The 24152-nt window shown below is 61.0% G+C and carries 18 protein-coding genes; 12 read left to right on the top strand and 6 right to left on the bottom strand.

Annotated features, from left to right (window positions below; genetic code table 11):
* Positions 1-60 precede the first annotated feature (60 nt).
* From ACJ8J1_RS07100 to ACJ8J1_RS07110, 3 genes are all read left to right on the top strand, one after another.
* Positions 61-1464, top strand: coding sequence for an NAD(P)/FAD-dependent oxidoreductase (locus ACJ8J1_RS07100; protein WP_033643133.1), 1404 nt, complete (start codon positions 61-63; stop codon positions 1462-1464).
* On the top strand, positions 1454-2677 hold the full coding sequence (locus ACJ8J1_RS07105) for an FAD-dependent oxidoreductase (RefSeq protein ID WP_033643132.1): 1224 nt from the start codon (positions 1454-1456) through the stop codon (positions 2675-2677). Before ACJ8J1_RS07100 ends, ACJ8J1_RS07105 begins: the two co-directional genes overlap by 11 nt.
* A 113-nt stretch (positions 2678-2790) precedes the next feature.
* Positions 2791-3561 (top strand): DeoR/GlpR family DNA-binding transcription regulator, encoded by a 771-nt coding sequence (locus ACJ8J1_RS07110; protein ID WP_033643131.1) that lies wholly within the window; start codon positions 2791-2793, stop codon positions 3559-3561.
* A 48-nt stretch (positions 3562-3609) separates the two neighbouring features.
* Here ACJ8J1_RS07110 and ACJ8J1_RS07115 read toward each other — a convergent pair whose 3' ends face one another.
* The 3 genes from ACJ8J1_RS07115 to ACJ8J1_RS07125 form a co-directional block, all read right to left on the bottom strand.
* Positions 3610-5907: an FdhF/YdeP family oxidoreductase gene (locus tag ACJ8J1_RS07115; RefSeq protein WP_103681816.1), complete on the bottom strand. Its 2298-nt coding sequence runs from the start codon at positions 5905-5907 to the stop codon at positions 3610-3612.
* A 203-nt stretch (positions 5908-6110) separates the two neighbouring features.
* Complete coding sequence (ggt, locus tag ACJ8J1_RS07120; protein WP_033643129.1) at positions 6111-7784, bottom strand: gamma-glutamyltransferase; 1674 nt, start codon at positions 7782-7784, stop codon at positions 6111-6113.
* A gap of 162 nt (positions 7785-7946) precedes the next feature.
* Positions 7947-8810, bottom strand: coding sequence for a LysR substrate-binding domain-containing protein (locus ACJ8J1_RS07125; protein WP_033643128.1), 864 nt, complete (start codon positions 8808-8810; stop codon positions 7947-7949).
* A gap of 143 nt (positions 8811-8953) precedes the next feature.
* Between ACJ8J1_RS07125 and ACJ8J1_RS07130 the strand changes: the two genes are divergently transcribed.
* The 7 genes from ACJ8J1_RS07130 (at position 8954) to ACJ8J1_RS07160 (ending at position 17917) form a co-directional block, all read left to right on the top strand.
* Positions 8954-10090, top strand: coding sequence for an agmatine deiminase family protein (locus tag ACJ8J1_RS07130; RefSeq protein ID WP_033643127.1), 1137 nt, complete (start codon positions 8954-8956; stop codon positions 10088-10090).
* Positions 10091-10169: 79 nt separating this feature from the next.
* Positions 10170-10850, top strand: a complete 681-nt coding sequence (locus ACJ8J1_RS07135; RefSeq protein ID WP_033643126.1) for a class I SAM-dependent methyltransferase — start codon at positions 10170-10172, stop codon at positions 10848-10850.
* 43 nt (positions 10851-10893) lie between these two features.
* A complete protein-coding gene (locus ACJ8J1_RS07140) occupies positions 10894-11556 on the top strand; it encodes a hypothetical protein (protein WP_142075564.1) in 663 nt (220 codons plus the stop codon).
* Between the two features lie 124 nt (positions 11557-11680).
* A complete protein-coding gene (locus ACJ8J1_RS07145) occupies positions 11681-12823 on the top strand; it encodes an efflux RND transporter periplasmic adaptor subunit (RefSeq protein WP_033643125.1) in 1143 nt (380 codons plus the stop codon).
* A 1-nt stretch (position 12824) separates the two neighbouring features.
* Positions 12825-15962, top strand: a complete 3138-nt coding sequence (locus ACJ8J1_RS07150; protein ID WP_033643124.1) for an efflux RND transporter permease subunit — start codon at positions 12825-12827, stop codon at positions 15960-15962.
* Between the two features lies 1 nt (position 15963).
* Complete coding sequence (locus ACJ8J1_RS07155; RefSeq protein ID WP_033643123.1) at positions 15964-17406, top strand: efflux transporter outer membrane subunit; 1443 nt, start codon at positions 15964-15966, stop codon at positions 17404-17406.
* Positions 17407-17563: 157 nt separating this feature from the next.
* On the top strand, positions 17564-17917 hold the full coding sequence (locus ACJ8J1_RS07160) for a DUF1493 family protein (protein WP_033643122.1): 354 nt from the start codon (positions 17564-17566) through the stop codon (positions 17915-17917).
* Positions 17918-17924: 7 nt separating this feature from the next.
* Here ACJ8J1_RS07160 and ACJ8J1_RS07165 read toward each other — a convergent pair whose 3' ends face one another.
* Positions 17925-18494, bottom strand: a complete 570-nt coding sequence (locus tag ACJ8J1_RS07165; RefSeq protein ID WP_033643121.1) for a DJ-1/PfpI family protein — start codon at positions 18492-18494, stop codon at positions 17925-17927.
* 133 nt (positions 18495-18627) lie between these two features.
* Between ACJ8J1_RS07165 and ACJ8J1_RS07170 the strand changes: the two genes are divergently transcribed.
* Positions 18628-20166: a long-chain-fatty-acid--CoA ligase gene (locus tag ACJ8J1_RS07170; RefSeq protein WP_033643120.1), complete on the top strand. Its 1539-nt coding sequence runs from the start codon at positions 18628-18630 to the stop codon at positions 20164-20166.
* A gap of 39 nt (positions 20167-20205) precedes the next feature.
* Here the strand turns inward: ACJ8J1_RS07170 and ACJ8J1_RS07175 are convergent, their stop codons facing one another.
* Positions 20206-21480 carry a Glu/Leu/Phe/Val family dehydrogenase gene (locus ACJ8J1_RS07175; RefSeq protein WP_033643119.1) on the bottom strand — a complete coding sequence of 425 codons (1275 nt, stop codon included), beginning with the start codon at positions 21478-21480 and terminating at the stop codon, positions 20206-20208.
* Between the two features lie 542 nt (positions 21481-22022).
* A complete protein-coding gene (locus ACJ8J1_RS07180) occupies positions 22023-22370 on the bottom strand; it encodes an antibiotic biosynthesis monooxygenase family protein (protein WP_033643118.1) in 348 nt (115 codons plus the stop codon).
* Positions 22371-22883: 513 nt separating this feature from the next.
* Here ACJ8J1_RS07180 and ACJ8J1_RS07185 point away from each other — a divergent pair.
* A complete protein-coding gene (locus tag ACJ8J1_RS07185; protein WP_033643117.1) occupies positions 22884-23504 on the top strand; it encodes a helix-turn-helix transcriptional regulator in 621 nt (206 codons plus the stop codon).
* The last annotated feature ends 648 nt before the right edge of the window (positions 23505-24152 follow it).

Here is a 24152-nt window from a genome sequence, read left to right on the forward strand (position 1 = left end):
TTTCAAATGCGGTTATTGTGTGGTTTTATTGTGGTTATCACATCAAAACGGGACATCAGCATGATGGAAGAACAAACGGGTTGGGACATTGTCGTGATTGGCGGCGGTGTGGTCGGGTGTGCGGTATTCCGCAAATTCTGCCTGATGGGCGCCCGTACGCTGCTGTTGGAAAAAGGGGGCGATATCCTGTCCGGCGCCAGCAAAGCCAACAGCGCGCTGCTGCATACCGGCTTCGATGCGCCCAGCGGCAGCCTGGAACTGCATTGCATGCAGGCCGGGTACCGGGAATTTATCGCCATCCGTGAACGAATGAATCTGCCGCTGTTGCCCACCGGCGCGCTGGTCGTGGCTTGGGACGAGCAGCAGTTGGCGGCGCTGCCCGCGATTGTGCAACAGGCGCACGACAACGGCGTGCTGGACGTGGCGCAGATCGACGCCGCCGAGCTGTATCGCCGTGAGCCGCAGCTGGCACCCGGCGCGTTGGCGGCGGTAGAGGTGCCGGGCGAGAGCGTGATCGATCCCTGGAGCACGCCGCTGGCTTACCTGACACAGGGCGTTAAACACGGCGGCGACTATCGCTTCAATACCGAGGTGACCGGCGCCGAACACTTGCCGACCGGCTGGCGGCTAACCAGCAACCGGGGCGAGTTTCACGGCAAAATCGTCATCAACTGCGCCGGCAATCAGGGCGACCGGGTAGAAAGTTTCTGCCATCAGCCCGAGTTTGAAATTCGCCCGCGCAAAGGGCAGTTCCTGGTGTTCGACAAGGCCGCCGCCGGGCAGGTCAACGCCATTATCCTGCCGGTGCCGACGACGATCACCAAAGGGGTGCTGCTGTCGAAAACCATCTTCGGCAATTTGCTGCTCGGGCCGACCGCCGAAGAACAGCAGGATCGCGAGACGGCGACGGTGGACGAAACCAAAATGCGCGAGCTGATCGAACAGGGGACGCGATTGCTGCCCACGCTGGCGAATTACAGCGTCACCGCCAGCTATGCCGGATTACGCCCGGCGACTGAACAGAAACACTACCGCATTCAGCACTATCCCGATCGGCAGTGGATCTGCGTGGCGGGCATTCGCTCCACCGGCCTGACGGCGGCGCTGGGCATCGCGCAATATGTGGAACAGCTCTATCGCGACCACTTTACGCCGTGCTTCACGCCAAAAACGCCGGAGACCGTGTATTGGCCGCAAATGCCGATGCTTGCCGACTACGCGCTGCGCGATTACGCGCGCCCGGACAACGGCGGCATCGTTTGCCACTGCGAGCTGGTGACCCAGCGGGAGATCGAGGCGGCGTTCGATTCCGCCGTGCCGCCAGAGTGCATCGGCGGGCTGCGGCGCCGCACGCGCGTGATGATGGGGCGCTGCAACGGTTTTTATTGCAGCAGCCGGGTGGCGGAAATGGTAGGCGATCGTTTTGGCCAGACGCTGGCCGTAGGGAGCATTGATGAAAACTGAGTATCAGGTGGCGATTGTCGGTGCCGGGCCGGCCGGGATCGCAGCGGCGACCGCGTTGCGGCAGGCGGGGATCGAGGATGTGGTGCTCCTGGAACGGGAACGGCAGGCGGGCGGTGTGCCCAGACACTGTCGGCACCCCACCTTTGGGCTGCAAACGTTTTATAGGCCGATGCTGGGATCCACCTATGTCGATAAAATACTGGCGCGCGCCGGGCAGGTGGAGATCCGTACCGGCGTGACGGTGCTCGCCATCAAGCCGGACGGCGAGCTGACCATCACGGACTGCCGCGGCGTCAGCACCTTGAAAGCGCAGCGGGTGATCCTGGCGACCGGCGTGCGCGAGACGCCGCGCCATCCGCGTCTGGTGAGCGGGCTGCGGCCGCAGGGCGTACTCACCGCCGGTGCACTGCAGCAGTTCGTCTATCTGCGCGGGCTGCAGCCGGGCAAGGCGCCGGTGGTGATCGGCACCGAGCTGGTCAGTTTCTCCGCGCTGTGGACGCTGCGTAACGCCGGCGTGCGCGCCGTCGCCATGATTGAAAGCGGCGGCAGACCCGTCGCCTGGCGTCTGAGCGCGCTCTATGCGCGTCTGATGGGAGTGCCGATCCACTACTATTCGCGTGTGACCGATATTGCCGGCCGCGATCGGGTTGAATCTATAGAAGTGGAAAATCGCCAGGGGGAGAAACGGCGCATCGCCTGCGACAGCCTGATCTTCACCGGCCGCTTCACTGGGGAGTATACGCTGATCCGCCAGAGCCACCTGGCGCAGCGGCCGGACAGCGGCTGTCCGTTGACCGATCAGTTCGGCCGCTGTTCCGACGCCGCCTATTTCGCCGTCGGCAACATGTTGCACCCGGCGGACATGGGCGACCAGTGTTATCAGGAAGGGCTGCGCGTCGGCGAGGCCGTTGCCCATTCGCTGCAGCGCACGCTGCCGCCGGCGCGGCAAATCCTGCCGGTGCGGCACGACGAACGGATACGTCTGACTGCGCCCGCCCGTGTGGCGCTGATCGGCAATCCCGCCACGGTCACGATCAATATGCGCGTGGAACAGGCGGTGTCCGGTTCGGTGGTGGTGCGGTTGGGGGAGAAAGTGCTGTACCGCAAAACGCATCGTTGCCTGCCTGAACGGCGGATCCTGCTGCGCAATATCGTCTTGCCAGCCGAGGCTGAGCGTGATGCGCTGCACATCAGCATAGAATCCGCCGGGTGAACGACGGCAACGGCTTGCGTCTAACGCCCTGAAACCCGTAGTATTCCGTCAGTTAACGCCGCAAGTCTCGGCGGAGGCAGTCACTCTTACTAAAGGCAGCGAGTGTAATGTGAATGGATATCTCTAATTCCGTGGAAAGGCGCAATGAAATACTGGCGCTGATCCAGGCCAACGGCCGGGTTTACGTGAATGAGCTGGCGGATAAATTCCAGGTTTCGCAGGAAACCATTCGGCGCGACCTGAACAAGCTGGAAGACTATCGGCTGATCAAGAAGATCCACGGCGGCGCGGTGAGCAGCCAGTTTAAATTCGAGCATGAATTCAACGAGCGGGCCAAAATCGCCGAGGCCGAGAAGCGCGCCATCGCGGAGAAAGCGGCGACGCTGCTCCAACCGGGCGATACGGTGTTCGTGGATTTCGGCTCCACCACGCTGGAGTTTGCCCGGCAGTTGGCGACGATCGATCAACTGACGGTCATCACCAACTCGCCGCTTATCGCCAACGTCTGTCTGGAAAATGACTCCATTGACGTGGTGCTGATCGGCGGGCAGTTCATCGACTCCAAAATGGCGTGCCTGGGCGCGATCGCATTGAATAATATCGAGGCGTTTTTCGCCGACTACGCCATCATCGGCGCCGGCGCGGTCAATCTGCAGACCGGCGTGATGGATCAGAACGTCAATGAAGCGGCCATCGCGCGCAAAATGATTGCCCAGAGCCGCAAGTGCATCGTGCTGGCCGACGAAAATAAGCTGCGCGGGCATGCGATGACGCTGGTGGCCAAATGGCCCGAGGTCGATTATCTGGTGACCTCCGACAGCGGTAACGCATTAGAAGGCTTGGTTTTCCCCGCCAACGTTAATGTGTTGGTGGCGCAGGTCTAAAGGGGGAGAAGCCTTTCTCCATGCGGAGAAAGGCTCAAACCGCTTCCGTCAGGCGATATCGACCGCGCGCACCTCTTTGGATCTCAACTTCACGCGGATCGGCACCGATTTATACGAAGGCGTGCCGCTCTCCTCATCGATATAATGCAGCGGCACCAGCACGTTGGCCTCCGGGTAGTAGGCGCCGACCGAACCGGCTGAGATGTTGTAGGCGATCACCGTGATGCCTTCCAGGCGCTGGGTGCTGCCGGGCAGCGCCGTTTCCAGATCGACCACGTCGCCATGTTCCAACCCCAAACGTTGCAGATCGCTGTCATTCATGAACAGCACGTCGCGCCGGCCGAAGACCCCGCGGTAGCGATCGTCCAGAGCATAGATGGTGGTGTTGTACTGATCGTGGCTGCGCAGCGTGATCAGCCGCAGCGTATCTTTGTCTGCCGTTGTCTCGTCCTCATGCAGCCCGCTGAATACGGAAAACATCGCCTTGCCCGTCGCCGTCGGCCACTGGCGCTCAGTCGGCGGCAGCGGCATGCGGAAACCGCCGGGTTGGCGAATGCGCGCGTTGTAATCGTCGAAGCCGGGGATGGTTTTTTCGATCAAATCGCGGATCACGTCGTAATCTTCGATCAGTTCATCCCAGGGCACCTTGCTGGCGGGCATCACCGCTTTGGCCATGCCGGCCACAATGGCGGGTTCCGAACGCAACAGCTCCGACGCCGGTTTTAATTTGCCGGACGAGGCGTGAACCATCGACATCGAATCCTCCACCGTCACCGATTGTCGCCCGCCGGCCTGCATGTCCAGTTCGGTACGTCCCAGGCAGGGCAGAATGAGGGTTTCTTTCGCCACCAACAAATGGCTGCGGTTGAGTTTGGTGCCGATATGCACGCTTAATTCCAGCGCTTTCATCGCCGGGAAACTCTGCTCGGGGTCCGGCAGCGCCACGGCGAAGTTGCCGCCCAGGCAGATCAACGCCTTCGAGGCGCCGTCGATCATCGCCTGCATGCATTTCACGGCATCGTGACCGTGGGCTTTGGGCGGCGTGAAGCCAAACACCGTTTCCAGCTTCGCCAAAAAATCGGCCGAGGGTTTTTCGGTGATGCCGACGGTGCGGTTGCCCTGCACGTTGGAGTGGCCGCGCAGCGGGCAGATGCCGGCGCCCGGTTTGCCGATGTTGCCGCGCAGCAACAACAGATCGGCAATCAGGCGTACGTTGGCGGTGCCTTTATTGTGCTGCGTAATGCCCATGCCGTAGGTCACGATGGTGGCGTTGGATTTCGCGTAAGCGGCGGCGACCTGTTCCAGATCCCGGCGCGCCAGGCCACTCTCCGCCTCAATCGCATCCCAACCGGTGGTCTTCAGATCGGCGGCAAAATCCGCAAAACCTTCCGTGTGCTCGGCAATAAAGGCGTGGTCCAGCGCATTGCCATGTTCGTCATCCAACTGCAGCAGCGCTTTGGCGATGCCTTTGAGCGCTGCGGCGTCGCCGCCGGCTTTGACCTGATAGTAGGTGGAGGCGATAGGGGTCGAACTGTAGGTCGCCATTTCGATGACGTTTTGCGGATCGGTGAAACGCTCGAGCGCCCGCTCGCGCAGCGGATTGAACACGATAATCGGCACTTTTTTGCGCGCCAGTTCATGCAGCGTGCCCATCATGCGCGGGTGATTTGTGCCCGGATTGTGCCCGATGGAGATAATCAGCTCCGCGCTGTCAAAGTCGTCCAGCGACACGGTGCCTTTGCCGATGCCGATCGACTGAGGCAGACCAACGCTGGTCGGCTCATGGCACATATTGGAACAGTCGGGGAAGTTATTGCTGCCAAATTCCCGCGCAAACAGCTGGAACAGATAGGCAGCCTCATTGGACGCCCGGCCGGAGGTATAAAACTCAACCTGCTCCGGCGGCAGCGTCTGCAAAACGGCGGCAATGCGTTGAAACGCCTCATCCCAGGCCAGCGGGCGCAGCGTGTCGGTCCCGGCGTCATAGAACAGGGGCGTGGTCAGGCGACCATAATCCTCCAGTTCATAGTCGGTTTTCCGCAGCAGTGAGGTCACGGTATTTTGCGCCAGGAATTCGGCCGTCACGCGTTTGCTGGTCGCTTCCCAGGTCACGGCTTTGGCGCCGTTTTCGCAAAACTGGAAGGTGGATCGATGTTCTTTATCCGGCCATGCGCATCCCGGGCAATCAAACCCGTCGGGCTGATTGGTGCGCATCAGCGTTACCGGCGCCTCCAGGGTATCCATCTGTGTGCGCACGGCGATGGCCGTCGCTTTCAGCGCGCCCCAACCGCCGGCGGGCCCATCGTAGGGATGAACCCCGGGCACTGCTCGTCTTTTCGCCATTATTGATTGCCTCCGACACCGCTTACGATAAATGCAGGTGATTGATTTACTATGAATATTATCCTTATCGTCCAAGGCGGACCGCAGGCGCCGTCGTCGTTGAACGCAGGCCTGTCGATTCAGTATAGATGAGTGAAAAAGGAGACAGCGGCCATCTGTGCGGGGAGAGCGGCGGCCCGTCTAATCGGAGGCGGGCCGCCGGAGGGTTACTTTTTCACCACCAGCCCCACGCCGCGGCCGCGCGGATCGGATGCGGTTTCCGGCGTGCGGCCATCGATGCGGATAGCCTGAATATCTCCCATGTTCCAGCCCTGGTCTTCGAGGGTGTAACCCATGGCCTTCAGCTCGTCCGCCGGTTTGCCGGTCAGCGGCGCAAAGCTGTCATAGTAGACGGTGTCCTTCGGCAACAGCTGATGGTGCACGCGCTGGGCGGCCACCGCCTGCGCCAGCGGCAGATGGTAATCGTAGAGATTGTTGATCACCTGAAAGATCGAGGTGAAGATGCGCGATCCGCCCGGCGTGCCGATCACCAGGGTGACGTCACCGTCGCGGGTGATGATGGTCGGGCTCATCGAGGAGAGCATGCGTTTGCCCGGCTCGATGGCGTTGGCGTCGCTGCCCACCACGCCGAAGGCGTTGGCGACGCCGGGTTTGGCGCTGAAGTCGTCCATCTCGTCGTTGAGCAGGAAGCCGGCGCCTTTGACCACCACGCCGCTGCCGAAGTCCCAGTTGAGCGTATAGGTGTTGCTGACCGCGTTGCCGGCCGCATCGACGATCGAGAAGTGGGTGGTTTGGTGGCTTTCCAGCCCCGGCCGCACCTGCTCGGTCGGCGAGATCGCCGTCGGGTTGATCTCGGCGGCGCGTTTTTGCAGGTAGTCGGGGGCGATCAGCTGCGCTTCCGGCACGTTAGTGAAATCCGGGTCGCCGAGGTAGTCGGCGCGATCGGCGAACACGCGTTTTTCGATTTCCGCCAGCAGGTGGATATAGCGCGCCGAGTTCAGCGGCACGCCCTTGAAGTCGGCGGCGCGATCTTCTTTTATCCCCAGCAGCTGCGCCAGCGCGATGCCGCCGGAGCTGGGCAGCGGGGCGGTATACACGGTGTTGCCGCGCCAGCTGATGCGCATCGGTTCACGCCATTTCACCCGATAGTCGGCCAAATCCGCCGCGCCGATCAGCCCGTTATCGCGCTGCATTTGCGCCACCAGCAGGCGGGCGGTTTCGCCGTGATAAAAATCGTCGGCGCCCGATTTGGCGATGCGCTCAAGGGTGGCGGCCAGCTCCGGCTGTTTGAACACCGTGCCGGGCTTCATGGCGCCGAAATAGTCGCCGAAGTTGGTTTTACCGGCAAACAGCTTGTTGGCGTCTTCGCGGTACTGATACTGCTGATCCGCCACGGTGAAACCTTGCCGGGCGTAGCCGATCGCCGGCGTCAGCAGTTCGGCCCACGGCAGCTTGCCGAAGCGTTTATGGGCTTCCCACAGCCCCAGCACGGTGCCCGGCACGCCGGCGGCGCGACTGCCCACCAGGCTGAGATTCTCGATCACTTCGCCTTTCTCGTTCAGATACATAGTTTTGCCGGCGGCCTTGGGCGCCACTTCGCGGTAGTCGAGGAAATAGGGTTTGCCGTCGACGTACAGCGTCATAAAGCCGCCGCCGCCGATATTGCCGGCTTCAGGGTAGGTGACCGCCAGGGTAAAGGCGGTGGCGACCGCCGCATCGACCGCATTGCCGCCGGCCTGCAGAATGTGCGCGGCGACTTTTGCGCCATACTGATCCGGAGCGGCGACCGCGCCGGCGGTCAGATCGGCGGCAAAGGCGGCGGGAACGGTGCAGGCCAGGGTCACACTCAGAGCTATCGTTTTCAATAAACCGGCAGACATAGAAGATCCTTTTAGCGATGTTCAGTTATCAGGTGAATTCAACTAATTATTTTTGAAACAGCGGGTTAGCGCGTTTTATTCGGGCTGTTGCGGCGCTTTATTGAAAGTAGCAGCGGCCAGGCGGGGCCGCCTGACCAGAGTAGCAAATCGTGATATGGCGCGTTATGCGTCGGCCGGCAGCGTCGATTGCAGCCATTGGCAGAAGTGCCGGGCGAGCGGATTGTGTTCGCTGTCGCGATGCAGCAGCCACGCCCAGTTGGCGCCGCGCACGCGTTGCTCGGTTAACGGATGCAGCAACCCGGCGTCACGCGCTTGCTGCGCCAACAGCTGACTGACCAACGCGATGCCCAGCCCCTGGCAGGCGGCATCCAGCAGCAGGCCGGGATCGGAGAAATTCAGCCCGCCGTCGCGCTGGCCGACGTGCGCGCCGCCCGCCACCGTCCAGTGGCTCCAGTCCATTTCGCGTTCGCCGTGCAGCGTGACGCGCTGCTCCGCCGCCAGCGCCAATAGGCTGGGGTGGCAGGCGGGATAAAGCCGGTCGGTGCAGAGAACCTTAAAGGTGCAGTCCGCCTGCGCGCTGAGATCGTCGCGGATCGCCAAGTCGATGCTGTCCGTCGCCATATCCGGTGGCTCGAAGCTGGTGAAGAGCCACAGATCTATCTGCGGATGCCGTTGGTTGAACTCGCCCAGCCGCGGCGTCAGCCAGTGGCGGGCAAAGGCCGGCGTCGTGTTGACGATCAACTGATTGGGTTTGCGGTACTGGTCCAGACGACGAATGCCGACGGCCAATTGTTGCAGCATTACCTGCGCGGTGCTGAACAGATCGTGGCCGGCATCGGTCAGAGTCACGCTGCGGCCGGTGCGGAAAAACAGCGGCTGTTCCAGAAAAGCCTCGAGGCTGCGGATCTGCTGGCTGATTGCCGACTGGGTAAGGTGCAGCTCTTCGGCGGCCTGATGAAAACTGCCCAGACGCGCCGCCGCTTCAAAACCGCGCAATGCGCTTAACGGGGGCCAGTGTTTTAACATTATCAATAAGCCTGTCTAATCAGATATCCACTAAATATATCGTTTGTCGCAGCGGCAGGGGAAGACTAGCATGAGATTCAATTCCCGGAGAGCGAAAAAACCGGTTAACCAGTTGAATTTAAATTAATTAAAAGGGGGCATTTATGTCAACGCGCCGCACCTTTATCAAGCAGCTTTCGGCGGTGGCCGGCGTCGGCTTGACGGCATCATTGGGTATTTCGTTACGCGGTCACGCAAAAGCTGTGCTTAATCCGGCCTGGCGCTTGCCGGATGAAGGGGAACCGCAACAGCGGGCGTTTATCGCGTTCGGCGCGCAGCGCGCGATTTGGGGCGACTTCACGGCGGACGTGCGGGCGGCGCAGGGGCGTATCGCCCGCGCCATCGCCGAATTTCAGCCGTTGACGGTTTTTTGCCGCGAGCGTGAACGGCAATTGGCCGAGGTCACCTGCGGCAGTCACAACGTCAGCTATGTCGTCACCGAGCTGGATGATATCTGGATGCGCGACATCGGCGCCAATTTCGTCGTCAATGATGCCGGCGAACTGGGCGCGGTGGATTTCAACTTCAACGGCTGGGGCGATAAGCAGCAGCATGCCAGGGATGCGCGTCTGGCAGGGTTTGCCGCCAGGCGATACGGCGTCGCTCAACCGCGCCGCAGCGCACTGGTAGGCGAAGGCGGCGGCATTGAGGTGGATGGGCGCGGCACCGGCATCATGACCGAGAGCAGTTGGGTGAATGCGAACCGCAACCCGGGCTGGAGCAGGGATCGGGTTGAGCAGGAGCTGAAGGCGATGCTCGGCCTGCGTAAAATTATCTGGCTGCCGGGCATTAAAGGCCGGGACATCACCGATGCCCACGTCGATTTTTACGCCCGTTTCGTGCGGCCGGGCGTGGTGGTGGCCAATCTGGACACCGACCCGGCCTCTTACGATCATGCGGTCACCCAGACGCATCTGGCGATCCTCAAGACGGCGACCGACGCCGACGGCCGCACGCTGCAGGTGCATACGCTCTCGCCGCCGCGGGCACCGCGCGACAGCCGTTTCAGCCGCCGCAATCCCGATTTCGCGGCGGGCTACATCAACTATTTCGTTATCAACGGCGCGGTGATCGCCCCGGAGTTTGGCGACCCGCAGGCGGACAAGGCGGCGTTTGAACTGCTGTCGGCGCTCTATCCGCAGCGCAAGGTGGTGCAGTTGGAGATCGACGCGATCGCCGCCGGCGGCGGCGGCATTCACTGCGTGACCAGCCAACTGCCGGCGCCTGGCAAACCAGACTAGTGAATGTTCAAAAAATGCGCACGCGGTTGTTTGTCGCCATAGGCTGTGGTTGGCTGAGTGGGAACAGAAGGAGGCCATAATGAACGACTCATCCTTGAGCATTCCCACCTGGTATCGCGATCCGCACGCAGAGCAGGCCATGGCCGAAGGCCATGCGCCCATCTGGCGGCATCTGCTGAGCCTGGTGCCGGAACGCGAACTGTCCGGCGTCAGGGTGCTGGACTTCGGCTGCAATCAGGGCGGTTTTTTGCGCCTGTTGCATCAAATTCGGCCATTTAGTGAGGGGATCGGCGTTGATATCGCCCGCCAATCCGTCGAACAAGCCAACCGCCTGAAAGGAAACCTGCCGATCGTTTATCAGACCGACACGCGGTTGACGGGTTATGAGAACCACTTCGATATCGCCTTCAGTCATGAAGTCATCTACCTGATTGAAGATATCGCGCAGCATGCCGCCGATATGCTGCGGGTGCTGAAGCCGGGCGGCGTTTATTATGCGGTGACCGGTTGCCACACCGACAACCCGCTGTGGCCGCAATGGCGCGAAAGGGTGGCTGAACAGACGCATACCGTGGTGCAGGATCGTTCTCTGGACGATTATGCGCGTATTTTCTCCGCCGCGGGGTTCCAGGTCTCTGCCCGCAGGCTGGGTTTTTCCGGCTTCGTGCCCTATGAGCCGGACGGCTGGATGCCGACTGTTTCGGCAGCGATCGACTACTATTGGCACACCAAAACGGTGTTTAGGCTGGTTAAACCCTAAAAATCCCACGCGGCGCTCGGTACGCCGCCGCTGACGAGATAAGATGACGAAATTTATGATGGACCAAGACGCTAAAACAATGGACTTTCGTTTAATCACACGGTTGTCCCTGCTTATGGGGGCGCTCTTGACGCCTGTTGGAGGGGCCACTGCGGCCATGCTTACGCTCGAGAATCAGGATCCGGCGGCGGTGTACCTTATTCAGGATGCGAAGCTGATTCAGGAGCGTGAGGGGGTGAAGATCGCCGAGCGCTCATACCGTTATTTCGAACTTAAGCTCGCCGACAATCTCCAGTATGAAGGTTATATCACCCGCTGCGCCGACGACTATGCCGATAAATTGAATGAACAAGATCGGCGTGAATTAAACCGCTGCACTGAGCAGGTGATCGACGACCTGGATCGGTTGATGGAAAAGACCGCCAACGTGACGTTCTACGATGGCGGCACGCAAAACGTTTATCGGGGCGAAGAACATTCAACGCCTTATTATTACTATTCGTTCGCCCGCGTGGCCAATTATTATCAAACCGACGATGGGCGCCATCCCCTGTATGGCCTGGTTTATCGCTGCAAGCAGCCGGCGAGCGATGCTCATCGGGAGCAAGAGCCTGATACAACTGAAGCGGCGCCGCCCCCGGCTGAAGTGGAACGCTTTATTGCATTGGCTAAAAACCGCTGCGGCAATGTGCTGAAACCGCGCTGAACGAGATTGCGCCACCGTTTTCCGCTTCGAAAAGATTTTACGCAATCCTTACGCAACCCTTTCAGAAGCGCATTCCGGCATTCGATATATTGAGAATAGTCATTCTCAATAGGATCGTATTGCAATGCAGAGGAAAACGCTTTTGGCGCTGGGGCTTTCGCTGTCGCTGGCCGCCTGCGATGGGCAAAACGCCGGCGCGCCGACGGGCGCAGGCGGTGAACGGGAGGTCGGCGTCGTCACGTTGCGCGGCCAGTCTGTAACCCTGAGCAGCGAGTTGACCGGTCGGGTTAACGCCACCATGACCTCCGACGTGCGGCCGCAGGTCGACGGCATCATCAAGCAGCGGCTGTTTACCGAAGGGGCCGAGGTGAAAGCCGGGCAGGTCTTGTATCAAATTGACCCCGCCAGCTATCAGGCCAGCTACGATCAGGCCGCCGCCCAGCTGAAAAACGCTCAGGCCACGGTGCAATCCACCCGGCTCAAATCGCAGCGCTATGCGGCGCTGGTGAAAGAGAACGGCGTTTCCAAACAGGACGCAGACGACGCCAAAGCCGCGTATCTGCAGGCCGTGGCGTCGGTGGCGCAGTATCAGGCGGCGCTGGAAACGGCGCGCATCAATCTCGCCTATACCCAGGTGCGGGCGCCGATCGCCGGCCGCATCGGCATCTCGTCGGTGACGCCGGGCGCGCTGGTCACCGCCGGCCAGACTGATGCGTTGGCCACCATCCGCGCGTTGGATCCCATCTATGTCGATCTGACCCAGTCCAGCGCCCAGTTGCTTAAACTGCGCCGTCAGCAGGCCGCTTTGCAGCGCGGTGCGGTCACGCCGGTCGCCATCAAGCTGGAGGACGGCACGCCTTATGCCCACGCCGGCAAGCTGGAGTTGACCGAGGTGGCGGTGGATGAGGCCACCGGTTCGGTCACGCTGCGCGCGGTGTTCCCCAACCCCGAACATGAGCTGTTGCCCGGCATGTACGTCCATGCCACGGTGGATAACGGCGTCGATCCCAAAGCCATCCTGGCGCCGCAGCAGGGCATCACCCGCAACGCCAAAGGGGAAGCCACCGCGTTGGTGGTAAACGAGCAAAACAAAGTGGCGCAACGCACCGTCAGCGCCGAACGGGTGGTGGGCAGCAACTGGCTGATCGACAGCGGGCTGAACGACGGCGATCGCCTGATCGTCGAAGGCACCAGCAAGGTGACGATCGGCGCCGCGGTGAAGCCGGTAGACGTCTCGGTCGACAAAACCCAACGCGGGGAGCAGTGATATGGCGCAGTTCTTTATCCGGCGTCCGGTATTCGCCTGGGTGATCGCCATCATCATCATGCTGTGCGGTCTGATGTCGATCAATTCATTGCCCGTCTCGCAGTACCCGGACGTCTCACCGCCGCAGATCGCCATCTCCGCCACCTACCCGGGCGCGGACGCGGAAACGCTGGAAAACAGCGTCACCCAGGTGATTGAGCAGCAGCTCACCGGCCTGGACGGCCTGCTGTATTTCTCGTCGACCAGCAGCGCCAGCGGCTCGGTCAGCATCAACGTCACCTTTGAGCAGGGCACCGATCCGGATATCGCTCAGGTGCAGGTGCAAAACAAGGTGCAGCAGGCGGAAAGTCGTCTGCCGAGCGCCGTTACCGCGCAGGGCGTGACGGTCAAAAAATCCCAGAGCAGCTTTCTGCTGATCGTCGGGCTGTATGACGAAAGCGACAAGGCGACGATGGCCGATATCTCCGACTATCTGGTCAGCAACCTGCAGGATCCGCTGTCGCGCATCGAGGGCGTCGGGGACGTGCAGGTGTTTGGCTCGGAATACGCGATGCGCATCTGGCTGGATCCGACCAAACTGGCGAGCTTTTCGCTGATGCCTTCCGACGTGCAGACGGCGATCGAGGCGCAAAACACCCAGGTGTCCGCCGGCAAGATAGGCGATCTGCCGGCCGCCGCCGACCAGCAGCTGACCGCCACGGTGAAGGCGCAGTCGCGGCTGCAAACGCCGGAACAGTTCCGCAATATCATCCTGAAAAGCGACAGCAGCGGGGCGCTGGTGCGGTTGGGCGATGTGGCGCGGGTTGAGCTGGGCAACGAAGACTACTCCGCCAGCGCGCACCTCAACGGCCACCCGGCGGCGGGGATCGCGGTCAAGCTGGCGGCGGGCGCCAACGCCCTGAGCACCGCCAAGCTGGTGAAGGCCAAGGTGGCGGAGTACCAAAGCGCCATGCCGCAGGGCTACAAGGTGGCCTACCCGAAAGACAGCACCGACTTCATCAACATCTCGATCGAAGAGGTGGTGAAAACGCTGTTTGAAGCGGTGGCGTTAGTGGTGGTGGTGATGTTCGTGTTCCTGCAAAACCTGCGCACCACGCTGATCCCGACCATTACCGTGCCGGTGGTGTTGCTGGGCACCTTCGGCGTGCTGGCGGCGTTCGGCTATTCGATCAATACCCTGACGCTGTTCGGCATGGTGTTGGCGATCGGGCTATTGGTGGATGACGCCATCGTGGTGGTGGAAAACGTCGAACGGGTGATGCGCGAAGATAAGCTGCCGCCGCGCGAGGCGACGGAGAAATCGATGCGCGAAATCACCGGCGCGCTGGTCGGCATCGCGCTGGTGCTGTCGGCGGTGTTTCTGCCGATGGCGTTCTTCGGCGGCTCCACCGGGGTGATCTACCGCCAGTTTTCGATCACCGTCGTCTCCTCGATGGTGTTGTCGGTGGTGCTGGCGTTGACGCTGGCGCCGGCCTTGTGCGCCACGTTGCTGAAACCCGCGCACGACGCGCAGACTGACACCGGGCTGCTGGGCAAATTCAACCGCGGTTATGACCGGTTGCAGGCGAAGTACGCCGACAAGGTCGGCGCAGTGATCCACCGGCCAACGCGCTATCTGCTGCTGTACGGCCTGCTGTTGATCGCCGCCGCCGTAATGTATCTGCGTTTGCCGACCGGCTTCCTGCCCAACGAGGATCAGGGCTCGGTGATGGTGCAGTACACCTTGCCGGCCGGCGCCACCAACGCGCGCACCTCGGCGGTGAGCGAGGCGGTGACCGCCTATTTTCTCGACCAGGAAAAGGCCAACGTCAGCACCATTTTCACCATCAACGGTTTCGGTTTCAGCGGCAGCGGGCAAAACGCCGGCATGGCGTTCGTCAGCCTCAAAGACTGGAGCCAACGCGGCGGCAGCGAAAACACCGCCGACGCCATCGCCAAACGCGCCATGGCGCACTTCGCCTCGCTGCGCGACGCCCAAGTGTTCTCCATGAGCCCGCCGGCGATCGACGGCTTCGGCCAGTCCGACGGCTTCACCTTCGAACTGCAGGCCAAAGGGGCGACCACCCGCGCCGAACTGCAGGCGATGCGCGATCAGATTGTCGCCGCCGCCGCCGGCAATCCATCGCTGTTGGCGGTGCGCGCCAACACCTTGCCGGACACCCCGCAGCTGCAGGTGGCGATCGACAACGGCAAACTGCAGGCACTCGGCCTGAGCGCCGCGGACGTCAACAGCACCCTCAGCAGCGCGTTCGGCAGCACCTACATCAACGACTTTATCGATCGCAACCGGGTGAAAAAAGTCTATATGCAGGGCGACGTGCAGTACCGCGCCAAGCCGGAAGACCTCGACCGCTGGTTTGTGCGCGGCACCAACGCATCGGGCGACAGCAGCATGACGCCGTTCTCCGCCTTTGCGTCTTCGCACTGGATCTACGGCCCGGAGAACCTGTCGCGTTATAACGGGCTGTCGTCGTTCGAGATCACCGGGCAGGGCGCCGCCGGTGTCAGTTCCGGTACGGCAATGAGCGAGATGGAGAAACTGGCGGCGAAATACTCCGCCGGCAGCAGCTATTCCTGGAGCGGGCTGTCCTATCAGGAACGGCTGACCAGCGGCCAGGCGTCGTCGCTGTACGCCATTTCGCTCATCGTGGTGTTCCTGTGCCTGGCGGCGCTGTATGAGAGCTGGTCGATTCCATTCGCGGTCATGTTGGTGGTGCCGATGGGCGTGGTGGGCTCACTGCTGGCGATCACGCTGCGCGGGCTGGAAAACGACATCTACTTCCAGGTGGCGCTGCTCACCATCATCGGGCTGTCGGCAAAGAATGCCATTTTGATCGTCGAGTTCGCCGAGGAGATGCACCAGCGGGGGGAAACGCTGATTGGCGCGGCGGTCCACGCGGCGCGCATGCGCCTGCGGCCGATCCTGATGACCTCGCTGGCGTTCACCGCCGGGGTGCTGCCTCTGGCGGTATCCAGCGGCGCCGGCGCCAACAGCCGAATCGCCATCGGCACCGGCATTATCGGCGGCACGATCACCGCTACCGCCTTGGCGATCTTTTTTGTACCGCTGTTTTATGTGTTGGTGCGCCGCATGTTTACCCGTCGGCCCACCAACTCGCCGTCGCAGGCAGGAGAATAACGTGTTGCAACGAGTCATGATGTTAACTTTACCGCTGCTGCTGAGCGGGTGTCTGTCGCTGGATCCGCACTACCAGCGCCCGGCGGCGCCGGTGCCCGCCAACCTGCCGCAGGGCGAGGCCGCCGGCAAGCAGGCGTTGAGCTACCCGGACGTCGCCTGGCGCGACTATGTGCAGGACGCCAGGCTGCGGCAGGTGGTGGCGATGGGGCTGAACAGCAGCCGCGATCTGCGTGAGGCGATCGCCAATATCGCCTCGGCGCGCGCCCTGTACGGTGAGCAGCGCTCGGCGCTGTTCCCGACGATCAACGCCACCGCCGACGGCAGCCGCGGGCGTTCGCTGAGCGGCAACGGCAATGCCACCGCCATCAGCCAGAGCTACGAAGCGCAGGGCGGCGTCAGCGCGTTCGAGCTGGATCTGTTCGGCAAGAATGCCAGCCTGTCGCGGGCGGCGTTCGAAACCTATCTGGCCAACTCGGAAGCGGCGAAAAGCACCCGTCTGACGCTGATCGCCGATATCGTCACCGACTGGGTGGCGGTGGCGGCCGAGCGCAGCAATCTGGCGGTGGCGCAGCAGACGATGGAAAGCGCCAAACGTTCGCTGGACGTGACGCGCAACAATCAACAGCACGGCATTTCGTCGCTGGTCGACGTGGCATCGGCGGAAACCGTTTATCAACAGGCGCGTTCGGACGCCGCCAGCTACGCCACCCTCGCCGCGCAGGCGAAAAACGCGCTGGATTTGGCGGTGGGGCAAAGCGTGCCGGAAAACCTGCTGCCCGGCGGTATCGATGCGCTCGGCGAAATCATGCGCAATCTGCCGGCCGGGGTGTCTTCGCAGGTGCTGCTGACGCGGCCGGATGTGCTGCAGGCCGAGCATAACCTCAAATCCGCCAATGCCAACATCGGCTCGGCGCGTGCGGCATTCTTCCCGTCGATCAGCCTGACCGCCAGCGGCGGCGTGGGCAGCGGTGAACTCTCGTCGCTGTTCAGCCACGGCGCCGGCGTCTGGTCGTTCGCCCCGAGCATCAGCCTGCCGATCTTCAGCGGCGGCTACAACACGGCTCAGCTCAACTACACCCAGGCGCAGAAAGACCTGTATGTCGCCACCTATGAGAAAGCGGTGCAGACGGCATTTCAGGAAACCGCCGACGCGCTGGCGCGCAAAGCCACGCTGCAGGAACAGCTGGCGGCACAGACCGGCTATGTGGCGGCGGCGCAGCAATATTATCGCTTGGCCGAACTGCGTTACCGCCAGGGCGTGGACAGCTACCTGACGCTGCTGGACGCGCAGCGCACGCTGTATACGGCGCAGCAGTCGCTGATCGCCGCACAGCAGACCGCGTACGACAATCAGGCGACCCTGTATAAAGTGTTGGGCGGCGGGGTTGCCGCCGAGCGGCAGGGGGACGGCGTCATCGCCGATAAGGCGGCGCTCAGCCGCTAACCGTCGACCGCGCACGCCGCGAGTTGGGCGGCGCGCGGTTTACTTATGGAAAGTGTAAAGAAACGGAAAACCCGCGCGGCGGCCCGAACTCGCCGCGGCGGGCAGAGTCAGACAGATAATTGCATTCACCTTTTCTTCATATCGGCTCGAGGTCGTCATGGCAGAAGACATTCAGCAACAGGTCATCGCGCTTATCGCCGCATTCAACGCACCAGGGCGGCAGAAGAAGGGGGCGGTCATCACCCCGGAAACCGAGATTAACACCGCGCTCAACCTGTCGTTCAGCGACTCCAACACGCTGATGCGCCGCTACTTCGATACCTTCGGCGTCGACAGCAGCAATTACAACCACGAGCTGTATTTCCAGCCGCCGAGCAATACCGGGCGCTGGTTTTCCCCCTCCGCCTGTAAAGAACACACCCGGCCGCTGTGCGTATCGATGCTGGTGCGCTCGGCGCGCGCCAAACGCTGGCTGTACGACATCCATTTTCTTATCGAGCAATTGCGCTAGCGCCAGGTTACTGCTCCAGCAGCTCGGCGAACTTCGCCAGCCACTGCGGATGCGCCGGCCAGGCCGGGGCGGTGACCAGGTTGCCGTCGACATGCGCCTGATCGATGCCGATCTCCGCATAGTGGCCGCCGCCGAGCCGCACCTCCGGGGCGCAAGCCGGGTAGGCGCTGCAGGTGCGGCCCTTCAACACCCCAGCCGCCGCCAGCAGCTGCGGGCCGTGGCAAACGGCAGCGATCGGTTTTTTGGCGGCGTCGAACGCCTGCACCAGCGCGATCACGTCGGGATTCAGGCGCAGGTATTCGGGCGCCCGACCGCCGGGGATCAACAGCGCGTCATAGTGTTCTTCTTTGGCGGCGGCAAAGTCGGCGTTCAGGGTAAAACGATGACCGGGTTTCTCGCTGTAGGTCTGCGCGCCGTCAAAGTCGTGGATCGCGGTCTGGATGTAGTCGCCGACGGCTTTGTCGGGGCACACGGCATCCACCCAATGGCCAAGCATTTGCAATGCCTGAAACGGCACCATGGTTTCGTAATCTTCGGCGTAGTCGCCGACCAGCATCAGGATTTTTTTCTTGCTCATGATCACAACTCCAGCAGGAGGGGGAATGCCTAAGGTATAGCCCAGCGCCCCTGGGAATGCGAACCGTAAAGCGCCTATCTATACTCGTGATACTGCGGCGCTTTCTCGCCGCTCAACCCAGGGAGGATCCCCGATGCTGAATCTGGCTACCTTGCTTGAAGAAAGTGCGCGCACCTGGCCGGAACGGCCGGCGGTGATACAGGACGATATACTGCTCAGCTATCGGGCGCTGAATGAAATGGCCAACCGGGTGGCGAATTTGTTGGTCGCGCGCGGCGTGCGGCCCGGTGAACGGGTGGCGCTGGCCTGCACAAACCGGCCGGAGTTTCCGGCTATCTATTACGGCATTCTCAAAAGTGGCGCGGTGGTGGTGCCGCTGAATATTCTGCTTAAAAGCGCAGAATTCGACTATTACCTGGCGGATTCGGCGGCGGTGGCGCTGTTCTGTTTCGAGGGCAGCAGCGGCCTGCCGTTGGGGGAAGAGGCGCTGCGGGCGGCGGCGAAGGCGGAGCAATGCCGTGAGGTGTTTATCATCGGCGATCGGCTGCCGCTCGAAGGCGAACGTTTCAGCACGGCGATAGCCGCACAGGCCACCGAGTTCGCTTCGGCCGCGACGCTCGAAAGCGACACGGCGGTGGTGCTGTATACCAGCGGCACCACCGGCCGGGCCAAAGGGGCGGAGTTGACCCACGCCAACCTGGTGCTTAACGCGCTGGGATCGGTGAGGCTGTTCGACGGCTCGGAAACGGATCCCGATCGCCATCTGGTGACGTTGCCGCTGTTCCACACGTTTGGTTCGACGGTGCAGATGAATGCCGGATTTTCCGCCGCCGCCACCCTGGTGCTGGTCGAACGCTTCGACGCCGCGCAGGCCATCGCGCTGATGCAGCGGCACGGCATTACCTTTTTTGCCGGCGTGCCGACCATGTATTGGGCGTTGTTGAATGCGCTGGATGAGCATACGGATATCGAGCGCCTGCGCAGCACGCTGCGTATGGCGGTGTCCGGCGGGGCCAGCCTGCCGGTGCAGATCCTGGAGGATTTCTCGCGCCGCTTCGGCGTCAACATTCTCGAAGGGTATGGGCTGTCGGAAACCAGCCCGGTCGCCACCTTTAACCATCCGCACCGCGTGACCAAACCCGGCTCCATCGGCCAACCGATCTGGGGCGTGGAGGTTCGCTTGCTCGACGTCACCGGGCAACCGATCGACGGTGTCGATCAGGTGGGAGAGATCGCGGTGCGCGGCTACAACATCATGAAAGGCTATCTGAACCGCCCTGAGGCGACGGCGGAAGTGCTGGAAAACGGCTGGTTCCGCACCGGCGATCTGGCGCGCCGCGATGCCGACGGCTTCTATTTCATCGTCGATCGGGCCAAGGACATGATCATTCGCGGCGGGTTCAACGTCTATCCGCGCGAGATTGAAGAGGCGCTGATTCGCCATCCGGCGGTGTCGTTGGTGGCGGTGATCGGTGTCGAGCATCCTTCGCTGGGTGAAGAGATCAAAGCGGTGGTGGTGTTGAAAGAGACGGAGGAGCCGATCGAGGAAGAGGCGCTGATCGCCTGGAGCCGGGAGAGGCTGGCGGCGTTCAAGTATCCGCGTATCGTCGAGTTTGTCGAACGCTTGCCGATGACCAGTACCGGTAAGGTGTTGAAACGCTGTTTGCGCTGAGGAAAATCCGGCCTGCCGGGGCAGGCCGGGAAACGGGCATCAACCTGGGTAGATGCCACGCTCTTTACGTGCGGTCAGGATGCGCTCACAAGCCACGATATAAGCGGCGGTGCGCAGGCTGCACTCTTTCTCTGCGGCCTTGTTCCAGACGTGGACCATCGCGTCGGTCATGATCTTGTCCATACGCTCGTTGATCTCGGACTCGCTCCAGAAGTAACTCGCCATGTCCTGCACCCACTCGAAGTAACTGACCGTTACGCCGCCGGCGTTACAGATAACGTCCGGAACCACGGTGATGTTACGGGAACGCAGAATGTCGTCCGCTTCTGGGAAGGTTGGGCCGTTAGCCCCTTCCAGCACCAGCTTGGCGCTGAGGATTTCGGCGCGCTGACGGGTGATCTGGCCTTCCAGCGCCGCAGGGATCAGGATGTCCATGTCAACCGACCAGAACGCTTCGCTTTCGATCTCGCTGGCGCCTGGGAAACCGGCGATCTGCTTGTGCTTGGCCTGGTATTCGGTCAGCGCGGCCAGATCGATGCCGTTGGCGTTGAACAGGGTTGCGGAGTGGTCCTGGATGGTGACGACGCGAGCGCCGACGCCGACGAACAGGCGAGCCGCTTCGCTGCCCACGTTACCGAAGCCTTGCACCGCCACTTTGGCGCCTTCGATCTGCACGCCCAGACGCTTGGCCACTTCGCTGCCGGTGACGAACACGCCGCGGCCAGTCGCTTTCTCACGGCCCAGGGAGCCGCCGAGGTGGATTGGCTTACCGGTTACCACGCCGGTGATGGTGGTGCCGTGGTTCATGGAGTAGGTATCCATCATCCAGGCCATCACTTTGGCGTTGGTGCCGACGTCCGGCGCAGGAATGTCTTTCTGTGGCCCGATGATGAAGCCGATTTCGCTGGTGTAGCGGCGGGTCAGTCGCTCCAGTTCACCTTCAGACAGTTTGAACGGATCGACGCGGATGCCGCCCTTGGCACCGCCGTACGGCAGGTTGACCGCGGCGCACTTGATGGTCATCCAGGCGGACAGGGCCATCACTTCGTTCAGATCGACGTCAGGGTGGAAGCGGATACCGCCTTTACCCGGCCCGCGCGACAGGTTGTGCTGTACGCGGAAGCCTTCGAAGTGACGGATGGTGCCATCGTCCATCTGCAGCGGGATATCGACAATCAAAGCGCGTTTAGGGTGACGCAGCGTATCAACCCAGCGTGAGAGGTCGCCGAGGTAAGGGGCGACGCGATCGATTTGTTGCAGATATGTAGCCCAAGCGGTGGTGCTGCTGTCTGAAGCGTAGGATAGCTTTTCCATAACCAACCTTTATATTTTAGAGGTATTTATTTCGTTTAACCGTGGATTAGCAAGCGCATAACACTTTGCGCCGCTAAATTTACCACTAATTATGCCGGTTGTTAGCCCCCCGCTCATCGGGCCAGCGGACGGTTTTTCGCCGCCTGCAGGGCGGTAAATGAATAGTTAATTACTTTTCGCCGGTCGTTAGCGGGCGCATGCATACTTTATGCATATAAAACGCATAAAAACCCTTTATATCTATTTTTCAGAAGCTTGAATGTGATCAAAAAGTTTCATTTTATTTAACTGCTATGTTGACAATGGCGTTTCCCCTCGGCAGCGTTAAAATCCTGTTAAAACGCCGTCTGCCGCCGCGTTTTGCCTTGGCAGCGAGAAGCATGATTCGGGGCTGTTTTACTGTATTGCGGCAGAAGAGTGGGCTGAAAAGCGTGTTCACCTGAAACGGACGGGTGACCGCGAGCGGCCGGCCACCCGTTCTGGTTTGGCGAATCAGCGTTTAAAGAAGACCGCGCCGCGGTGGCGTGGTCATCCGATACGCATTAGGCGCCGGTATGCTGATAGCGTTGTAATTCCACCGGTTCAGCGCCGATACTCGCCAGATATTCTTTGACGGACGCCGGCGCGGAAGCTTGCGTAAATTGGTAGATGTTTTCATCCGCATCCAACAGCGTCTCCCATTTTACAATGTTCACCCAGCGAGGCTCATTGTCTACGCTGATGCCTGAGTCACGCGAAATAAACCCGTTCTGGTTCGAGATAAATTCCTCTTCAACGCGCTTGTCCAATACGGCAAACGCTTCAGGGCTGAGTGAGGCCGGCAGTTTAAAACTTGAAATTTCAATAATGTAGCTGTTGGCGGAACAGTCCGCCTTGGATTCATAATTCATAATAAAAGTCCTTTAAATTAAATTGCTTATACAACTCAAATTAAGCTGCATCCTTATTGCAGTACTGCAGGTTAAATTTATTCCTGATGTCTGAAATAAATAATTAGGAATAATCTGAATTGGCGCTTTGCTTTATGCAAAACATGATGATTTGTATGAGATTTTTCTTGCATAAGGGAGTTTGCTAATCAACTTGCCAACGGCCTTAAGCAATAATTCAATAACGGTGGTGCGGTTATTAATGTCATTGGCAAAGGGGCGGTTTTTAAATAAAAAAACGGTAGATGAACGGCGTGGTTAACCTATTTCCTTTTCCTCTTTGAAGGGGCGGGCGTTATTTCGCCGGCGACCGGCAATGGCCAATCATGCCCCCCCGTCGGGATAAAAGGTCACTTGCGGCGCAGCCGGTGGTGAGGGGGAAAACAACGCCATCCGCTCGGCAAGCGGCGGCAACTGCGGTATGCTAAGCGGCTGAACAACAAACCAAACCGGGCTATACGGAGACACCCCAGCGTGGCGAATTCTTCTTCTCAACTTGAACTGTTGCGGTCGGTCGCCGACGGCATCGCGGCCCTGTTTTTCCCGAATGCGGAAGTGGTGATCCACGATTTGGCCGCCAACAAGATAGCCTACCTGGCGAACAACCTGTCGAAGCGCAAACCGGGCGACGACGCGGGGCTGGAAGATTTCACGTTTGATGGCGGCGCCAACGTGACCGGCCCCTACGAAAAGCTGAACTGGGACGGCAAAAAGATGCGCTCGGTGAGCATCGCCGCGCGCAACGAGCAGGGTAACCCCAGCTATCTGCTGTGCATCAACCTGAGCACCGCGATGTTCGAGGACGCCCGCAACGCGCTGGATATGTTCCTGTCGGTCACGCGATTGCAGCCGCAGCCGCAACAGCTGTTCAAAGACGACTGGCAAGAGAAGATCAATACCTTCCTGCATGACTGGCTGCGGCGCGAGAACGCTGCGCTCGGCGCGCTGAGCCGCGAACAGAAACGGCGGCTGGTCAGCGATCTCTATCATCAGGGGGCGTTCAAGGCCAAAAGCGCGGCGGACTATATCGCCAACGTGCTGTCGATGGGGCGCGCCACGGTGTACAAGCATCTGCGGGAATTGAAGCAAGAGTAAACGCGGCGGGAAAGGTGGAAGAAAGGGGCGGCGATGGCCGTAAACCTGACTGGCATTTTTTATCCGGTCTCTGTCAGCGCCGTGCAGGAAAAATTGCCGTAAATACCCCGAATTTCTCTGTTACCACAATGAACGGCAATTGGAGGGGCCGAAGGCGCGGCCCCTCCACCCGCGCCTTCGCTTAACACCGTCTGTCCGCTATGCGGATACCCTCGCCGCGTCTGCATTGTCGGGCGGGTCGGCTGCGACAAACGTCCCTGTTAGTCTCGCCTCAACCGGCCTTCCCTGGCCGGTTGCCCCTGACAACGCCGTCTTGCTCGGCAGCCGGTGATGCGCGCCCAAGGTCAACACCTGAGCTGGCAGCTACCGGGAAATCTGTCGCTTATGAGGTTGTGGTAGAGAAGTTGGAGATGAGCGCGGTGTTGGGCGCCCTTGAAGACGCCGAACGTAGGCATAGCGCATTAGGCGAAACCGCCATGGACGGCGGTTTCAGGTGAGACAGGCAGGGACGCCTGTCGCAGCCGGCCTCAATGCGGTATGGCGGAGAGAGGGCAGTTGGCAAAGCCAACCGTCTGATAGGGCAAAGGCGCGGGTTGCAAGGGACCGCGCCTACGGTCCCTTGCTCGGTCGAGGCGCATGAGTTTCATG

It is taken from the genome of Serratia sp. CY37869 (genome assembly GCF_052168895.1).
In the GTDB taxonomy this organism is placed as follows: domain Bacteria; phylum Pseudomonadota; class Gammaproteobacteria; order Enterobacterales; family Enterobacteriaceae; genus Serratia; species Serratia ureilytica.